13 protein-coding genes and 1 tRNA gene are annotated in these 16,680 nt (G+C 70.1%); 12 read left to right on the plus strand and 2 right to left on the minus strand.

What is annotated here, in order from left to right:
• Nucleotides 1-11 precede the first annotated feature (11 nt).
• Entirely contained in the window at nucleotides 12-1,013 is a 1,002-nt protein-coding gene (gene pheA / locus IT072_RS01430) for a prephenate dehydratase (protein ID WP_223359021.1), read from the plus strand.
• Nucleotides 1,014-1,038: 25 nt separating this feature from the next.
• Nucleotides 1,039-1,680: a hypothetical protein gene (locus IT072_RS01435; RefSeq protein WP_223359022.1), complete on the plus strand. Its 642-nt coding sequence runs from the start codon at nucleotides 1,039-1,041 to the stop codon at nucleotides 1,678-1,680.
• Between the two features lie 116 nt (nucleotides 1,681-1,796).
• Here the strand turns inward: IT072_RS01435 and IT072_RS01440 are convergent, their stop codons facing one another.
• The gene (locus tag IT072_RS01440) at nucleotides 1,797-2,786 is read right to left on the minus strand and encodes a diacylglycerol/lipid kinase family protein (RefSeq protein ID WP_223359023.1); all 990 of its coding nucleotides are present in this window, start codon (nucleotides 2,784-2,786) and stop codon (nucleotides 1,797-1,799) included.
• A 69-nt stretch (nucleotides 2,787-2,855) separates the two neighbouring features.
• On the opposite strand from IT072_RS01440, the gene serS reads away from it, so the two are divergent.
• The 5 genes from serS to IT072_RS01465 all read left to right on the plus strand — a co-directional run bounded on the left by serS (nucleotide 2,856) and on the right by IT072_RS01465 (nucleotide 9,968).
• Nucleotides 2,856-4,121 carry a serine--tRNA ligase gene (gene serS, locus IT072_RS01445; protein WP_223359024.1) on the plus strand — a complete coding sequence of 422 codons (1,266 nt, stop codon included), beginning with the start codon at nucleotides 2,856-2,858 and terminating at the stop codon, nucleotides 4,119-4,121.
• Nucleotides 4,118-4,939 carry an HAD family hydrolase gene (locus tag IT072_RS01450; RefSeq protein WP_223359025.1) on the plus strand — a complete coding sequence of 274 codons (822 nt, stop codon included), beginning with the start codon at nucleotides 4,118-4,120 and terminating at the stop codon, nucleotides 4,937-4,939. The genes serS and IT072_RS01450 overlap by 4 nt, the downstream gene beginning before the upstream one ends.
• Nucleotides 4,940-5,079: 140 nt before the next feature.
• Nucleotides 5,080-6,375, plus strand: a complete 1,296-nt coding sequence (locus IT072_RS01455) for an LCP family protein (protein WP_223359026.1) — start codon at nucleotides 5,080-5,082, stop codon at nucleotides 6,373-6,375.
• A gap of 99 nt (nucleotides 6,376-6,474) precedes the next feature.
• A tRNA-Ser gene (locus tag IT072_RS01460) sits at nucleotides 6,475-6,562 on the plus strand.
• 109 nt (nucleotides 6,563-6,671) lie between these two features.
• A complete protein-coding gene (locus tag IT072_RS01465) occupies nucleotides 6,672-9,968 on the plus strand; it encodes a DUF5107 domain-containing protein (RefSeq protein WP_223359027.1) in 3,297 nt (1,098 codons plus the stop codon).
• 13 nt (nucleotides 9,969-9,981) lie between these two features.
• Here IT072_RS01465 and IT072_RS01470 read toward each other — a convergent pair whose 3' ends face one another.
• Nucleotides 9,982-10,845 carry an AraC family transcriptional regulator gene (locus tag IT072_RS01470; RefSeq protein ID WP_223359028.1) on the minus strand — a complete coding sequence of 288 codons (864 nt, stop codon included), beginning with the start codon at nucleotides 10,843-10,845 and terminating at the stop codon, nucleotides 9,982-9,984.
• Between the two features lie 165 nt (nucleotides 10,846-11,010).
• Here IT072_RS01470 and IT072_RS01475 point away from each other — a divergent pair, with 165 nt between their 5' ends.
• The 5 genes from IT072_RS01475 (at nucleotide 11,011) to IT072_RS01495 (ending at nucleotide 16,555) form a co-directional block, all read left to right on the plus strand.
• The gene (locus IT072_RS01475) at nucleotides 11,011-12,336 is read left to right on the plus strand and encodes an ABC transporter substrate-binding protein (protein WP_223359029.1); all 1,326 of its coding nucleotides are present in this window, start codon (nucleotides 11,011-11,013) and stop codon (nucleotides 12,334-12,336) included.
• A gap of 62 nt (nucleotides 12,337-12,398) precedes the next feature.
• Nucleotides 12,399-13,316: a carbohydrate ABC transporter permease gene (locus IT072_RS01480; RefSeq protein ID WP_223359030.1), complete on the plus strand. Its 918-nt coding sequence runs from the start codon at nucleotides 12,399-12,401 to the stop codon at nucleotides 13,314-13,316.
• Nucleotides 13,310-14,218: a carbohydrate ABC transporter permease gene (locus IT072_RS01485; RefSeq protein WP_223359031.1), complete on the plus strand. Its 909-nt coding sequence runs from the start codon at nucleotides 13,310-13,312 to the stop codon at nucleotides 14,216-14,218. Before IT072_RS01480 ends, IT072_RS01485 begins: the two co-directional genes overlap by 7 nt.
• A 5-nt stretch (nucleotides 14,219-14,223) precedes the next feature.
• Nucleotides 14,224-15,462, plus strand: coding sequence for a cellulase-like family protein (locus IT072_RS01490; RefSeq protein ID WP_223359032.1), 1,239 nt, complete (start codon nucleotides 14,224-14,226; stop codon nucleotides 15,460-15,462).
• Nucleotides 15,463-15,562: 100 nt separating this feature from the next.
• The gene (locus tag IT072_RS01495) at nucleotides 15,563-16,555 is read left to right on the plus strand and encodes a LacI family DNA-binding transcriptional regulator (protein WP_223359033.1); all 993 of its coding nucleotides are present in this window, start codon (nucleotides 15,563-15,565) and stop codon (nucleotides 16,553-16,555) included.
• Nucleotides 16,556-16,680 lie beyond the last annotated feature (125 nt).

Here is a 16,680-nt window from a genome sequence, read left to right on the forward strand (position 1 = left end):
AGCTGAACGCCATGTCCACACCCCCCGCCGAGCCCACCGCCGAGCCCACCGCCGAGCTGCCTGCGTCCGTCGACGAGGTGTACAGCTTCCTGGGGCCGTCGGGCACGTTCACGGAGGCCGCGCTGGCGCAGGTGCCGGAGGCGCGGGGCAAGCGGTGGCGGGCCGTCAACAACGTGGGGGAGGCGCTCGCCGACGTGGTCGCGGGGCGCAGCGTCGCCGCGATGATCGCGATCGAGAACTCGATCGAGGGCGGGGTCTCGGTCGCGCAGGACGCGCTCGCGACCATCCCGGGCTTGCGGATCGTCGGCGAGTACCTGGTGTCGGTGAACTTCGTGCTCGTGGCCCGGCCGGGGACGGCGCTCTCCGACGTGAAGACGGTGAACGCCCATCCCGTCGCCTACGCGCAGTGCCACCAGTGGCTGGATGAGCACCTGCCGGAGCACGGCCACCTTCCGGCGTCGAGCAACGTCGCCGCAGCGCGGTCGCTGTTCGAAGGCAGCACGGCGGATGCGGCGGTCGCTCCTCCCGGAATCGTCGACCACCTCGACGTGGAGGTGCTCGCCGAGAACATCGGCGACAACCCGAACGCCGTCACGCGGTTCGTGCTCGTCAGCACCGCCCGCACGGTGCCCCCGGCGACCGGCGCAGACAAGACCAGCCTCATCGCCGAGCTGCCGGACGACCGGCCGGGGTCGCTGCTCGACCTGCTGGAGCAGTTCTCCACGCGGGGCATCAATCTGAGCCTCATCGAGTCGCGCCCCATCGGCGACGCTCTCGGCCGCTACCGGTTCGTGATGGACGCGGACGGGCACATCCACGACGAGCGCGTGGCGGACGCCCTGCTCGGCCTGCGCCGGTTCAGCCCCTCCGTCATGTTCCTCGGCTCGTACCCGCGCGCCGACCGGGTGCCGGTGGACTTCGATCAGCGCTACCGTGACGAGGTCTTCACCGAGGCACGGGAGTGGCTGGCGTCGCTCACAGAGGGGCCGGACGGGGACACCCCGCGGGGGTAGGCTGCGCAGCAGGAGGATGCCGACGATGATCGCGGACGACGAGCACGACACCGCCCGCTCCGGCGGGTTCGACCCTCGCTACGACCCGGCCTTCCAGCGCGGATACCGGCCGCAGCCGGGGGAGCGCCCGCGCACCACGGTGCGCTCGGCATCGGGAACACCGGCGAGCGGCCGGGTCGCGAGCGGTACACGGACGGCGTCCCCCACCTCCTCCGCCCGCGACGTCTCGCCGTTGGACGACATCGCCGCTGCCGGGACGGCGGACACCTCGTGGGAGCAGTCGGCCGAACCGGTGGCCGGTCCGGCCGTCGCGCCGTATGCGGCCGCTCCGGTCGTGCCCGCGCCGAGCCCCCTCGCGAGCGTCGAGCTGTCGCCGCGACGCAACCCGTACATGCTCGCGCTGTGGATCGTCGGCGCCGCCCTCGTGGTGCTCGGGGTCGTCGTCTACGCGGTCGCGGCCAACACCTCGTACACCAACAACTACAGCGGCACCGGCTCCGACGTGGCCACCCAGGTCTTCATCCAGATCGGCTGGGTGCTCGCCGGCCCGATGATCACCATCGGCTTCGCGACCCTCGTCGCGCTGCTCTTCCTCACGGCGCTGACCGGCCGCCGCCGCAGTTCGGACGTGCCACCCACCGACCCCGACGGCGAAACGGGCCTCTAGCCGACGGCCCCGGGCCTCCGGTTCGCCAGCCAGTAATTCCGGAGCTCTCTGCCGAGCCGGCACGAAACCCCGGAACAACGGCGAAGCGCCCGGCGTGGCGACGGCGAACTCCGGAGTTACGGTGCCGGCACCCGCACGCGCAGGCCGCCTTTGTCCACCGCCAGGTCGAGCGCGACGATGTCGCCGAAGGCGTCCCCGTCCAGCTCGAACGGCTCGGGCTGCTCGACCCGCAGCCGCACGTCCGCGCCGCGCAGATAGCTCAGCCGGGTGCGCACCGCGCGATCGGTGAAGCGGATGATCCGCCGGCCGAGGGCGCTCCTGCGGAGCACGCGGTTCTCCCACGTCACCTTGCGCCAGATCGCGAGCCAGCCGAACACCGACGCGGGCTGCAGGATGGCGACGTCGAGCAGTCCGTCGTCGACCGACCCGTCCGGGATCAGCTCCATGTTGCCCGGGAGGGTGCCGCAGTTCGCGATCAGGATGGTGCTGACGTGCGCCGAGCGCTCCTGTCCGGCGTCGAGGCGGTACCGGATGCGCACCTTGCGCGCCTTCGGCAGGGCGCGGAAGCCGGCGTCCACGTAGGCGAGCCAGCCGAAGCGCCGCTTCAGCTCGGGCCGGGCGTTGGCGATCATGGTGGCGTCGATCCCGACCCCGGCCATGACGAGGAAGGCGTGCTCGCTGCGCTCGCCATCCGCCCGGGTCGCGGTCGCGACGCCCAGGTCGATGGGTCGCGTCTCGCCGCCGAACGCGACCGCGCAGGCCTCCTCGACGTTCGCGTAGGGGACGCCGATGTTGCGCGCGAGGAGGTTGCCCGTACCGGAGGGGAGCAGGCCGAGCGTCGCGTCGCGGTCGCGCAGGGCCTCGGCGACGGCGCGAACCGTGCCGTCGCCCCCGGCTGCGAGCACCAGGGTCGCGCCGCGTTCGAGGGCTTCCAGCGCCTGCGCCCCGCCACCGTCCTCCGGTGTCGTCTCGAGCCAGATCAGCCGGACATCGCCGGCCCGGGCGGCGGCGGATTCGACCGCCGCCCGCACTCGCCGCACGTCGACGTGGACCGGGTTGTAGACGACCGCGACCGTCGTGTCACGTGACGCACCCCGATCATCCACGGGGTTCACGCTACCCGTTCCCTGTGGAGAACCAGGAGACGCGGGTGCACGGTCGATAAGCTGGAGCACGTGATCGATCCAGTCCTGCTCCGCGAGAATCCCGATGTCGTCCGTCGTTCGCAGGAGGCGCGCGGCGATTCCGTCGAGGTCGTCGACGAGGCCCTGCAGGCCGACGTCGAGCGCCGCGCTGCCATCACGGCCTTCGAGGAGCTCCGCGCCGAGCAGAACACGTTCGGCAAGCAGGTCGCGCAGGCGCCCAAGGAGCAGAAGAAGGAGCTCGTCGCCCAGGCGCAGGAGCTGGCCGGCCGCGTCAAGGAGGCCCAGCGCGCCGCGGGGGAGGCCGAGACGCGCTTCTCCGACGTGCTGCGCCGCATCGGCAACCCGATCGTCGAGGGTGTGCCCGCGGGCGGCGAGGACGACTTCGTGGTGCTCAAGACGGTCGGCGAGATCCCCGCATTCGACTTCGAGGCCCGCGACCACTTGGAGCTCGGCGAGCTGCTCGGCGCGATCGACATGGCGCGCGGCGCGAAGGTCGCCGGCGCGCGGTTCTCGTACCTGCGGGGCATCGGCGCCCGCCTTGAGATCGCCCTGATGAACATGGCGCTCGACAAAGCGGTGGGCAACGGCTTCATCCCGATGATCACCCCGACGCTGGTGAAGCCCGAGATCATGCAGGGCACCGGATTCCTCGGCGCCCATGCCGACGAGGTCTACCACCTGCCCGCCGACGATCTCTACCTCACCGGAACGAGCGAGGTCGCTCTCGCGGGCTATCACGCCGACGAGATCATCGACGTGACGGAGCCGCTGCGCTACGCCGGCTGGTCCACCTGCTACCGGCGCGAGGCGGGCTCGGCGGGCAAGGACACCCGTGGCATCATCCGCGTGCACCAGTTCAACAAGCTCGAGATGTTCGTCTACACCCTTCCCGAGAACGCCGAGGCGGAGCACGCGCGACTCCTCGGCTGGCAGGAGGAGATGATGCAGGCGCTCGGGCTCAGCTACCGGGTGATCGACACCGCCGCCGGCGACCTCGGATCGAGCGCGGCGCGCAAGTACGACGTGGAGGCGTGGATCCCGACCCAGGGCCGCTACCGCGAGCTCACCTCGACCTCCAACTGCACGACGTTCCAGGCCCGCCGTCTCGAGGTCCGCCACCGCGGCGAGAACGGCAAGACCGCGCCGGTCGCGACGCTCAACGGAACGCTGGCGACCACCCGCTGGATCGTCGCCATCCTCGAGACGCACCAGCAGGAGGACGGCTCGGTGCGCGTGCCCGAGGCACTGCGCCCGTACCTGGGCGGCCTCGAGGTCCTGGAGCCGATCGCCCGGTGAACGCCTCCGCTCCCGACGACGGCGGCCGCCGTCTGCTCATCGCGCTCGACGTCGACGGCACGCTGATCCACGAGGACGAGACCATCGGCGACGCGGTGCGCGCAGCCGTCACGCGCGTGCGTGAGGCGGGTCACCAGGTGATGCTCGCCACGGGGCGCAGCTGGGAGACCGCGCGGCCCATCCACGAGGCGTTCGGGCTCGACAGCGACTTCGTGGTCTGCGCGAACGGCGCCCTCACCATGCGCCGCGATGACACTGTCGAAGGGGGTTACCGGCGCGAGTTCGTCGAGACCTTCGACCCGACGGAGGTGCTGCGCACCATCCGGCCGCACCTCCCCAGCGGCAGTTTCATGGTCGAGGACCCGATGGGCTACCGCCGCTACACCGAGGGCATGACCGACTGGGAGCTCGTGAACGCCGAGCAGGTGACCTTCGAGGAGCTCTCGGAGCATCCCGCCACCCGCGTGGTCGTCGTCTCGCCGCAGCACGACGAGGACGAGTTCCTCTCCATCGTCGAGCGGATGGGTCTGCACAAGGTGAGCTATGCGATCGGCTGGACCGCGTGGCTCGACATCGCGCCGGACGGCGTCAACAAGGCCACCGCGCTCGAGCGTGTGCGAGCGGCGCTCGACATCCCGCACACGGACGTCGTCGCGGTGGGCGACGGTCGCAACGACATCGACATGCTGAACTGGGCCTCCGCCCAGGGCATCGGCGCGGCGATGGGCCAGGCGCCCGACGAAGTCAAGGCCGTTTCCTCCCGCGTGGTCGGGACGGTCGTCGAAGATGGGCTCGCCGAGCTGCTCGACAGCCTCTGAGCCGCCGCAGCGTCTGAGCCGCCGCTTTACGGTCCGGATCAGGACTTTCGCTCCCGTCGTCCAGACCTTTGCCAGGGTGACGTGCGAGTCTGGGAGATGGTGTGCCCGTCGGCGCGCCGTTCGATCGTGAAGGGGAGTGAATGAACGAGGTGCCCACCCGCGCCCAGGCGCGTGCCCAGGAGAAGTCCGCAGGACCATCCGTCGCCCGCCACGGCCGGCTCCAGCAGCACCACCCGCTCCGCACCCTCCTCATGGTCTTCGTCTCGGTGATCGCCGTGCTCGGCGTCTCGACGGCGGGCGTCGCCGCCTACGCCGTCCTCGACGTCACCGGAACGGTGGCCTCCAAGAAGGCCGTCACTCTCGTCGACGCCAAGGGCAAGGCCGTCGTCCCCAAGGTCGGCGCCATGGACGGCGCGTTCAATGTGCTCCTCGCGGGTTCCGACAGCGGCGGCGGCAACGCGGCCTACGGCGAACGCGGTGAGGTCCTCAACGACGTGACGATGGTGCTCCACGTCTCGGCGGACCACAAGAACGCCACGGTCATCAGCTTCCCGCGCGACATGTTCGTCGCCATCCCCTCGTGCCCCGACCCCAACGGCGGCAGCTTCGACGCGATGAGCCGTCAGAAGATCAACAGCTCGCTCTCCTACGGCGGACTCGCCTGCACCGTCCTCACCGTCGAGAAGCTCACCGGCCTCGACATCCCCTACGCCGGCGTCATCGAGTTCGACGGCGTCATCGAGATGTCGAACGCCATCGGGGGCGTGCCCGTCTGTGTCGCCGGCGACATCACCGACCCCTACACCGGACTCGACGTCAAGGCCGGCGACAACACCCTCGAGGGCTCGCAGGCGCTCGCCTTCCTCCGCACCCGTCACGGAGTCGGCGACGGCTCCGACCTCGGCCGCATCAGCAACCAGCAGGTGTTCCTGTCTTCGCTCGTCCGCACGATCAAGAGCGCCGACACCCTGACCAACCCGCTGAAGGTCTACGGCCTCGCGAAGGCCGCGGTCAACAACATCCAGCTCTCCGAGAGCCTCCAGAACGTGACCACCATCGCCTCCATGGCCGTCGCGCTGAAGGACATCGACGTCAGCAAGGTCGTCTTCGTCCAGTACCCGAACCACTACGTCGACGGGGGCGTCGCGCCCACCGTCGACGCCGCGGACACCCTCATGACGGCGCTCAAGAACGATCAGGCCATCAACCTCACCGGCGACACGGGGATCGGCTCGCAGGCGGACCCGAACGCTCCGGCCGACCAGGCCCCGGCGACGCAGGCCCCGGCGGACACGGCGACCCAGCCTCCGGCCGACGGCTCGACCGACGCCTCCGGTGGCAGCGGCGGCTCCGCGGACAGCTCCGTCAGCCTCCCGTCTGACGTGCACGGCCAGACCGCCGCCCAGTACACCTGCTCCAAGCCGTTCCAGGACTGAGTCGAGGTTCACGTCGTTGCGCTCATTCCGCCGGAATGCCCGCAACGACGTGAACCTCGCCGCCCGGTAGACTCAGGCGGGCCGGACAGCGTCCGGCGAGGAGGGCTGTCCGAGCGGCCGATGGAGCCAGTCTTGAAAACTGGTGGGCAGAAATGTCTCGTGGGTTCGAATCCCACGCCCTCCGCCAGAGCCGCCTGGCGAGCGGTACCGACCGCGGTCGCCGTAGAAACATCCATGTGATGGCCGCATTCTGCTATGAATCGCCGGTCGGCAGCGCGGATACGGTGCTGTTGATCATGAACACGCCATCCTCCCGCCTCATCCTCCCCGAAGCCCCCGCCGAGCAGCGCCGCATCCTCGACGACGGGGGTGTGGCGTGCTGGGAGCAGCATGTCGAGATCCTGACGTACGAGCCGGGAGAGCCGGATCGGTTCCCGATGTTCTTCGACAGGCGCGTGTACCAGGGCTCGGACGGGCGGGTGTATCCGCTTCCCTTCGTCGACCGGATCTCGCACACCCCCGTCGTGCGGTCCTGGCGGGCGATCCACCTCGAGAACCGGTGGGTGCGGTTGATGCTGCTCCCGGAGATCGGCGGACGCATCCACATCGGCTACGACAAGACGCGGGACTACGACTTCTTCTACCGCAACAACGTCATCAAACCCGCACTCGTCGGGCTGGGCGGCCCGTGGATCTCGGGTGGGGTGGAGTTCAACTGGCCTCAGCACCACCGGCCGGCGACCTACCTGCCCGTCGAGGCGATGATCGAGCGGTCGGATGACGGGAGCGCGACCGTCTGGCACTCCGACATCGACCCCCTGCAGCGCATGCGCGGGACGCACGGCGTCCGCCTCCGGCCGGACGCGTCGACGATCGAGGTGACGGCGCGCCTTTTCAACCGGACGGACGAACCGCAGACCTTCCTCTGGTGGGCGAACGTCGCCGCCGCGGTGCACGAGGACTACCAGTCCTTCTTCCCGACGGACGTGCGCTTCGTCGCGGACCACGCCCGGCGGGCCGTGACGGCGTTCCCCGAAGCGGATCGTCCCTACTACGGTGTCGACTATCCCGCGCTCGCGGCCGAACGGCCGGGCGCCGACCGGATCGACCTCTCCGTCGACATCCCGGTGCCGACCTCCTACATGGTCACCGACACGGAGGACGAGTTCTTCGGCGGGTACGACCACCGCGCGGGAGCAGGCTTCATCCACTGGGCCGACCGGGACATCGCTCCCGGCAAGAAGCAGTGGACGTGGGGCAACGGGCCGATCGGGCACGCCTGGGACCGGCAGCTCACCGACGAGGACGGCCCCTACGTCGAACTCATGGCGGGCGTGTTCACCGACAACCAGCCCGACTTCAGCTATCTCGCGCCCGGTGAGACGCGCGAGTTCAGCCAGTTCTGGTACCCGATCCAGGACATCGGCGTCGCGCACCAGGCGTCCAGGGACGCCGCACTCAGCATCGACGTCGACGCCGGGCTCGCACGGATCGGAGTCGCCGCGTCGCGGCCGCTGAGCGCGGAGGTGACCGTCGGGTTCGCGGGAACGACCGTCTCCCGGCAGCGCATCGACGTCGAACCGGGGCATCCGGCGCTGCTCGAGGTCGCCGTGACGGCGAACGCCACCCGGGACGACCTCGTCATCGCGGTCACGGAGGGGGACCGGGCCGTCGTCGGCTGGAGCCGGCACGGCGAGGCGGATGCCACGGAACCCTGGCTCGCGACGGCGCCTCCGGAGGCCGCGGCGATCGAGAGCGTCGATGAGCTCCTGCTGACGGCGGAGCACCTGACGCAGTACCGGCACCCGACCCGGGCGGCGGAGCCGTACCTCCTGCGGGCGCTCGAATTGGATCCGCAGGATTCCCGGGTGCACCTCGCCCTCGCAGCGCTGACGTTCGCACGCGCCGAATACGCCACGGCCCTCCGCCATGTGGAGGCCGCCTCGGCGCGCATCACCCGCCGCAATCTGAACCCCCGCAGCGGGGAGCTCGCGTATCGGCGCGGCCTGGTCCTCGAACGGCTCGACGACCTCGACGGGGCGGCCCGCGCTTTCGCGAAGGCCGCCTGGGACAGTGCGTACGCGGTCTCCGGCCGCCTCGGACTCGCGCGTGTCCTCCTCCGGAGCGGAGCCACTGCCGACGCCCTGGAGGCGGCACGGGACGCCCACCGCGAGGGGCCGCGGAACACCACCGCCACGGCCTATCAGGTCGTCGCGCTGCGGCGGCTGGGCGCGATGGAGGCGGCGGACGAGCGGCTCGCCGGCGCCCGAGCCGCCGACCCTCTCGATCCGTTCCTGCTGGCGCTGGCCGGCGAGCTGGACGCCGCCGACCCCCGCACGCACCTCCTGGTCGCCCAGGAGTTCTCCCGGATCGGCGAGTCCTCCGGCGCACTCGAATGGGCGGAGCGCGCCGCCGCCGCCGGCCCGACGGTGTTCGGCAACGTGGGGCCCCAGGCTCACTATCTGAGCGCCCTGGTCCTCGACCGGGAGGGTCGCGACGAGGAGGCGGCCGCGCGACGGCGGGCCGCCCGCGAGCAGGATCCGGCTCTCGCCTTCCCGGCGGGGCTGGACGACTTCGACGCGCTGTCGGCAGCGATCGCCGCCGGCGACACCGTCGGCCGGCCCGACTCCGTCGCCCTCGGCCTGCTCGGCAGCTGGCTCCTCGGCGCACGTCGTACCGACGATGCGCGGCAGGTGCTGGAACGCGCGATGGCCGAGGGGTCCATCGACCCGGTGGCCGCGCGCAACACGGCGGTCGCGATCGTCAACACGACCGCAGACCTCGACCGCGCCGACGACTTCCTGCAGAGAGCGATCGCCCTCGCCGGTCCGCTCGCGCGTCTCGTGTACGAGCGCGACCAGCTCTCCCGGCTCCGCGGCGTCGACGCCGAGGCGCGGATCGCCGCCATCGAATCGTCCGGGTCGGCTGTCTTCGAGCGCGACGACCTGACGATCTCGTACGTGAATCTGCTGCTCGACGTCGGGCGGACGGGGGAGGCGCAGCGCATCCTCGACGAGCGTCGCTTCCAGCCGTTCGAAGGCGGAGAAGGGCGCGTGATCGCCGCCTACGACCGCGCGACCCTCGCGACGGCGGCGACGCTCCGAGACGTCGACCCGCGCGCGGCGGGGGTACTGCTCGACCGGACGGTTCAGACGCCCGAGAACCTGGGCGAGGGCCGTCACCCCGCCGATCCGATGGCGCAGCTCCTGGTGGCGGCGGGCGATGCGCACTTCGCTGCCGGCGATCCCGACACCGCCCGGGCGCGCTGGGAGCGCGCCCGGACTGCGGGCGGGGCGCTCGCCGTGGCGCCGCGGGCGGCACGCCTCGACGACTACTGGATCGGCGTCGCGCACTGCCGGCTGGGCGAGCCGCAGAAGGCGGAGGCCGTCTGGGCTGCGCTCGACGCCGCGGCCGACGACCGCGCGGTCGCCCCGCTCGCCCCCGACTACTTCGCGACCTCCCTTCCGGAGACCCTGCTGTTCTCCGTCGACGATGTGGTCGGGCGCCGGCGCGAGGTCGACGAGCTCCGCGCGGCGGCGGAGCGCGGACGACAGCTCTCGTCGCGGACCGGGATGAGCGAGCGGATCGGCTGACCCCTCGAGCGGTTCAGCCCTTGTGCTGTTCGCGGTACTGCGACGGGCTCAGTCCGTGCACCTTGCGGAACTGCCGCGAGAAGTAGAGGGGGTCGTGGAACCCGAGCGAGGTCGCGATCGTCGACACCGGGAGCGCGGTGGCGTCCAGGAGGGTGCGGGCGCGCGCCATCCTGAGTCCTGTGTGGTACGCGAGCACGCCCCCGCCCGTGGCCGAGCGGAACAGCGCGCTCAAGTGCGAGGCCGAGATCCCGAGCATCGCGGCGAGGTCCGGCACCTTGATCGCGCCATCGAGCCGTTCTTGGATGTACGTCATGGCGCGCTCGAGCGGATCGCCTCGTTCGGGAAGCGTGCGATCGACCGCGATCTGGGTGAGCAGCTTCCACGCGTTTCCGGCCGCGCCGAGGAGACGGATGGGGGAGATGTCGCGCTCCATCGCCGTGATGATCTCGTCGATGAGGGCGACGGGCTTCTCGGACTCCTTCAGCGCGATGGTCGGCCGATCGGCCGTCGCCCCGGTCTCCGCCACGAGCTCGGGGACGTCCGTGCCCGCCACGTGACACCACCAGATGGTCCAGGGCGAGCGCTCAGAGGAGGCGTACCGGTGCGGGGTGCCGCCCGGGATGATGACAGCGGTGCCGGCGCCGACACCCGCGCGGGAGGCGGCCGTCTCCACCCAGCCGGAGCCCGCGGTGCAGATCAGGACGATGGTCTCGGGGGTGCCCTCCGGACGCACGCGTTCGTGGTTCCTGGCCTCGGGGAACATCCCCGCGTCCGTCACGAGCAGCCGTCGCGTGACCGGGCGGCCGAGCGCCTCCCGAACCTGGGGCCGCGGGACGACGTGCATGCGCTGGTTGGCGAAACCCTCGATGCGCTTCATCCGGATATGATCGCACGAACCGGCCAGTGCTGTATTCCCGTCGCTGAGTCGAATCGTCCATGTGAACGCTCGAGCGCTGCATGTCGCCACCGCCCTGTGGCGGGTTAGCTTCTATCAGACCCGGCGTGAGCTGGGAAGACCCGATCCAATGCAAAGGAGCATCACATGTCCTGGTCCACAGCCCGGTCGCGATGGGGGCGAGCGCTCGCCGTGGTCGCGGTCGCCGCCGCCGCGGTGCCGTTGGCGGCCTGCTCGTCGAGCACCTCCGGTTCGTCCGACGGACCGGTCACCATCACCTTCCAGTCGTGGGTGCCCAACATCAGCACCGCCGTCGACGCGTTCAACTCCGCCCACAAGGACATCAAGGTCAAGCTGGAGACGATCACCGCCGGCCCCGACGGCGGCTACGCGAAGATGCTGTCGGCCGTGAAGGCGGGCAATCCGGCCGACGTCGCCCAGGTCGGCTACGACGAGCTGGCGACGTTCCGGCTGAACGACGCGCTCGAGGACATCACGCAATACGTCGGAAGCAGCAAGGACAAGTTCACCGAGTGGCAGTGGGACACCGGCGTGTTCGACGGCAAGGTCTACGCCGTGCCCCAGGCGTCCGGTCCGATGGGACAGTTCTACCGCAAGGACCTGTTCGACGCCGCCGGGCTGAAGGCTCCGGCGACCTGGGACGAGTACTACCAGGCCGCGAAGGCCATCCACGCCGCCGACCCGAACCACTACATCGCGGCGTTCGCCTCCAACCAGGCGCCGTGGCTGATCGGCCTCGCGCAGCAGGGCGGAGCGCAGTGGTTCTCGACCTCCGGCGACAGCTGGAAGGTGAACATCGACGACGAGGCGACGCAGAAGGTCGCCGCCTTCTGGCAGAAGCTCATCGACGAGGGGCTGGTCAAGATCGCGCCGGACCTCTCGAACGAGTGGTACGCGGATCTCCAGCAGGGCAACATCTACAGCTGGATGAGCGGCTCGTGGGCCGGCGCGATCATCGAGGGAAACGCTCCCGACACGTCCGGTAAGTGGGCCGTGGCCGAGATGCCGCAGTGGACGGCGGGCGACCACGTCTCCGCCAGCTGGGGCGGCGGATCGGCCAACGCGGTGCTGAAGGGCTCGAAGCATCCCAAGGAGGCGGCCGAGTTCGCGCTCTGGCTGAACAGCGACCCGTCGAGCGTCAGCACGCTCAACAGCATCGGCGCCGGATGGCCCGCGCTCGCGGACAAGTCCGCCGTCGCTTCTCTCCAGGACGACCCGAAGACCTTCGCCTTCTTCGGCGGACAGAACATCTGGGAGACCTTCGCCACCGCGGACAAGGGCGTCGACACCTCGTGGAAGTGGCCGCCGCTGGTCGACACGCTCTACACCAAGCTGACCGACAACATGAAGGCAGCCGTCCAGAACAAGACGCCCATCGCCGATGCGTACGCCCAGACGCAGAAGGACATGGTCGCCGCCATGAAGGACAAGGGGATCTCGGTCTCCCCGTGACCGGGCGAGGGGAGCGGCGGGCCGTCGTCCACCGCTCCCCTCTCGATGGGAAAGTACGCACTATGTCAGTCAGCACGCCCCGCGCGAAGCGCCGCAGCCGGAACACCCCGGTCCTGCTGGTCCTGGTCGGCCCGTTCGTCGCGTTCTTCGTGCTCTTCTTCGTGGCGCCGATCGTCTTCGCGGTGATCCAGAGCATGTTCGTCACGAAGACGAGCGGTCTCGGCTACGGACCGCCTCAGGAGGTCTTCGTCTTCCTCCAGAACTACGTCCAGGCGCTCTCGACGCCGAGTTTCGTGTCGAGCATCGGCCGCGTGCTCCTCTTCGCCGCGATCGAGGTGCCGCTGATGCTCGTGTGCTCGCTCGCGCTCGCGCTTCTGCTGGACTCCGGCCGCGCGCTCTTCCCCCGCGCCTTCCGCGTCTTCTACTTCATGCCCTACGGCGTGCCCGGGGTGATCGCCTCGCTGCTCTGGGGGTTCCTCTACATCCCGGCGACGAGCCCGATCCTCCAGGGCCTCGGGAGTCTCGGGATCGAGGTGGCGCCGCTGTCGAGCGGGAACATCCTGTTCGCGATCGCCAACATCGCTCTGTGGAACTTCGCCGGCTACAACATGCTGATCGTGATCGCCTCCCTGCAGTCGGTCTCCGGCGACCTCTACGAGGCGGCCCGCCTCGACGGCGCGGGCGAGTGGGCGATCATCCGGCACATCAAGCTCCCGCTCCTGCGCCCCACCATCATCCTGATCACGGTCTTCACGATCATCGGCACACTCCAGCTGTTCGTCGAACCACTGGTGCTGAAACCGCTCACGGCGGCCATCAACTCCGACTTCACGCCGAACCTCGCGGCGTACAACCAGTCCTTCTCGCAGGCCAACCCGAACCTCGCCGCAGCGATGGCCGTCATCGTGGCACTCATCGCCTTCGTCTTCTCGTTCGGCTTCCTGCGAGCGGTCAACCGGAAAGGCAACCGCGCATGGTGACCCTCACCGCCCCGAGTCGGCACGAGACCGGGAGGGCGGGCTCGCTCGAACCGCGACGGACGCCGTTCGCCTGGTCGAAGATCCCCGTCACGGCCGTTCTCGTGATCGCGGCGATCTACTTCCTGATCCCTGTCGTCTGGGTCCTGATCTCCTCGACCAAGAGCGCCGGCGACCTGTTCGGGACGCCCGGGCTGTGGTTCTCGTCGCACCCGCAGCTGCTCGAGAACATCCAGCGGCTGTTCACCCAGGACGCGGGCTCGTACGGCATCTGGCTGCTCAACAGCATCCTGTATGCGGGTGTCGGCGCCTTCGTCGCGATGGTCATGTCGGCGGGTGCGGGGTACGCCATCGCGAAGTACAGCTTCCGTGGCAAGGAGTTCCTGTTCGCGCTCGTGCTCGGCGGCGTGCTCGTGCCGGCGACGGTCATCGCGCTGCCGCTGTACTTCCTCCTCAACTCGGTGGGCTTGACCGGGACCTACTGGAGCGTGCTGCTGCCCGGCATGGTGAGCCCGTTCGGCGTGTATCTGGCGCGCATCTACGCCACCGCGTCCGTACCGGATGAGATCATCGAGGCCGCCCGGTTGGACGGGGCCGGAGATCTGCGCATCTTCGCGACCATCGCGACCAGGATGATGGGGCCGGCGCTCGTCACGATCTTCCTGTTCCAGTTCGTCGGCATCTGGAACAACTACCTCCTGCCTCTGGTGATGCTGAGCGACACGAACACCTTCCCGGTCACTCTGGGGCTCACGCTGTGGAATTCGCAGACACAGCGGGATCCCGCCTTCTACCAGCTCGTGGTCACCGGGTCGGCGTTCTCCGCGGTGATCCTGGTCGCGGTCATGGTCTCCCTGCAGCGGTTCTGGCGGGCCGGTCTCACGGCGGGCGCGACGAAAGGATGACGACGATGGGGAAGCTCCCCGCCCACCTGCCCGCCCGGCTCGCGATCACGCTCTGGGACTTCTCCTGGTACACCAGGGCCGGCAGCGGCGAACCCTATGCCGATCTCGACACCGCCTTCGCGGAGGCGGTCGAGCGCGGCTACAACGCGGTCCGGATCTGTGCGGCGCCCCTCTACCTGTTCGGGCCGGTCGATCTTCCCGCAGACCTCGGCATCTCCGGTCTCGGCGCGACGCCCGCCGGGGGGATCTATGGCGAGGGGACCCGCTGGTACGACGTGCCGGGCGGGTACGCCGTCCCGCTGCTGGATCGACTGGTCGAGCTGTTCGAGGCGGCGGCGAGGCACGGCTGCGTGGTCATCCTCTCGACCTGGGAGTACCAGCAGTCGCCGTCATTCGCCGCGACGGACGCGTGGTGGCGGGCGATCGACGCGATCCCGGTGCAGCGCAGGCTGGACGCGCTCGCGCGCGCGTCCGCCGCGCTGGTGCGATTCCTCGAGGAACGCGGCCACGGTGAGCGCATCGCCTTCGTCGAGCTCCACAACGAAGTCGACTTCTCGCGCGTCCCGGCGGACAGTGCGGCGATCGACGACGCCATCGCCGTCTTCCGGACCGCGGCACCCGGCCACCTGGTGACGGTGAGCTACGGCATGCCCCCGCACCTGGACATGGCGGCCGTGCCGGAGAGCCTGCAGGTCGGACAGTTCCATGTCTACGCGTACGGTGTGCTCGACGCTCTCCAGCGCGAGATCGACCTCCGGGAGACAGGCTCGGAAGGATTCCCCAACCCCGCCCTGCGGCGGCTCCTCCGAGCGGATGCTCCGCGGTGGGAGGACTACGGCCGGCCGGAGGCGTGGCGGCTGGAGGCCACGGTGATCACCGACCAGATGCTCTACGGCTACGACAACATCGACGCCACCCGATGGGATCTCTGGCTCTACGACAACTACGGTGCGCACCGCGAGGAGATGCGACGCGAGATCCGGTCCCGCGTCACCGCCGTCGCGGCGTGGTGCCGTCGGCGCGACGTCCCGCTCGTCATCGGGGAAGGCTGGGTCGGCTACACCCCGCTCCGAGCCGGATTCGAGGAGGGCCCCGTCGGCAAGGATCTCGCCGAAGTCGGACTCCGCGCCGCCGTGGAGGCCGGCGCATGGGGCGCGGTGCTCTGCTCCAACGCGGCTCCGCACCACCCGTTCTGGGCGGATGTCGAGTGGCAGCGGCAGGCGAACCGGGAGCTGAGGGGCTGAGAGGGCCTGCCGTGGTCGGGCGGCGCGGGCGTGTCGATCGAGCTCGCCCGAAGCGTGCGAGCGCGGCCCGAGCCGGGTCCGGATGTGAGAGGCTTTCGGCGTGAAGCGGGCGACGATCTACGACGTGGCGAAGGCGGCAGGCGTCTCGCACCAGACGGTCACGCGCTATCTCAACGGATTCGAGGGGATCCGGCCGGCCACGCGCGAACGGGTGCGGAAGGCATTGGCCGAGCTGGACTACCGGCCCAACAGTGCCGCCCGGTTCCTCCGTTCCCAGCAGACGAATCGGATCGGCCTCCTCGCGCACCGGATGGATCTGTCCGGGCCCGGACGCCTCATCGCCGGCGCCACGTCGGCGGCCCGCGAGCGCGGCTATGTGCTCGACATCGCCTCGATGGACGGCGGGGACGCGGCCTCGGTCGACGAAGCGCTCGATCTCGTGCTCGAGCATCAGATCGCCGGCGTGTTCGGCACCGCTCAGACGCACGTGGTGCGGGAGGCCATCGAGGCCCGGGCCCTGAGCGTCCCCATCGCGCTGGATGGGCAGGAGTCGGGCCCGGGCAGCGTGAACATCGGCCTTCCCGGCCATCTCGCCGCCGCGCATCTCGCCGAGCTCGGGCACCGGCGGGTCGGGTTCCTGTCCGGCCCGGCGGTGTGGATCGCGAGTGCCGCGCGCCGTGACGGATTCCTGGCGGAGGCGGCGGCCGCCGGTCTCGATGTCCGGTGGATGGGCGAGGGGGATTGGTCGGCCGAGTCCGGCTGGGCCGCTGCGCAGGAGTGCCCGGTCGGTGAACAGGGGATCACCGCGATCGCCGTCTCGAACGACAGCATGGCGGTGGGACTCATCGCGGGCCTCCATGAGCGGGGCATCGATGTGCCGGGCCACGTGAGCGTTGTCGGGATGGACGACTCCCCGGAGTCTCGGTTCCTCGTGCCCGCTCTGACGACGGTGCGCCTCGACTTCGAGGGCGAAGGCGCGCACCGCATGGCCCGTCTCATCGCGCGCATCGAGGATCGGACCGGCTCCGACGTGCCGGAGTATGACGCTCCTCGCCTGATCGTCCGGCAGTCCACGCGCGCCATCGCCGACTGAGATCCCCCGCGCGGCGTCGCTCTCGCCGGCGATGTCTTGCGCGCGAGCCTGGTGCCAGGTACTCTCATCCACAGCCCAATGTTGTCGACAACATGTTGTCGACAACATCCGCAACGACGCAGGAC

Source organism: Leifsonia sp. ZF2019 (genome assembly GCF_019924635.1).
Lineage (GTDB): Bacteria > Actinomycetota > Actinomycetes > Actinomycetales > Microbacteriaceae > Leifsonia.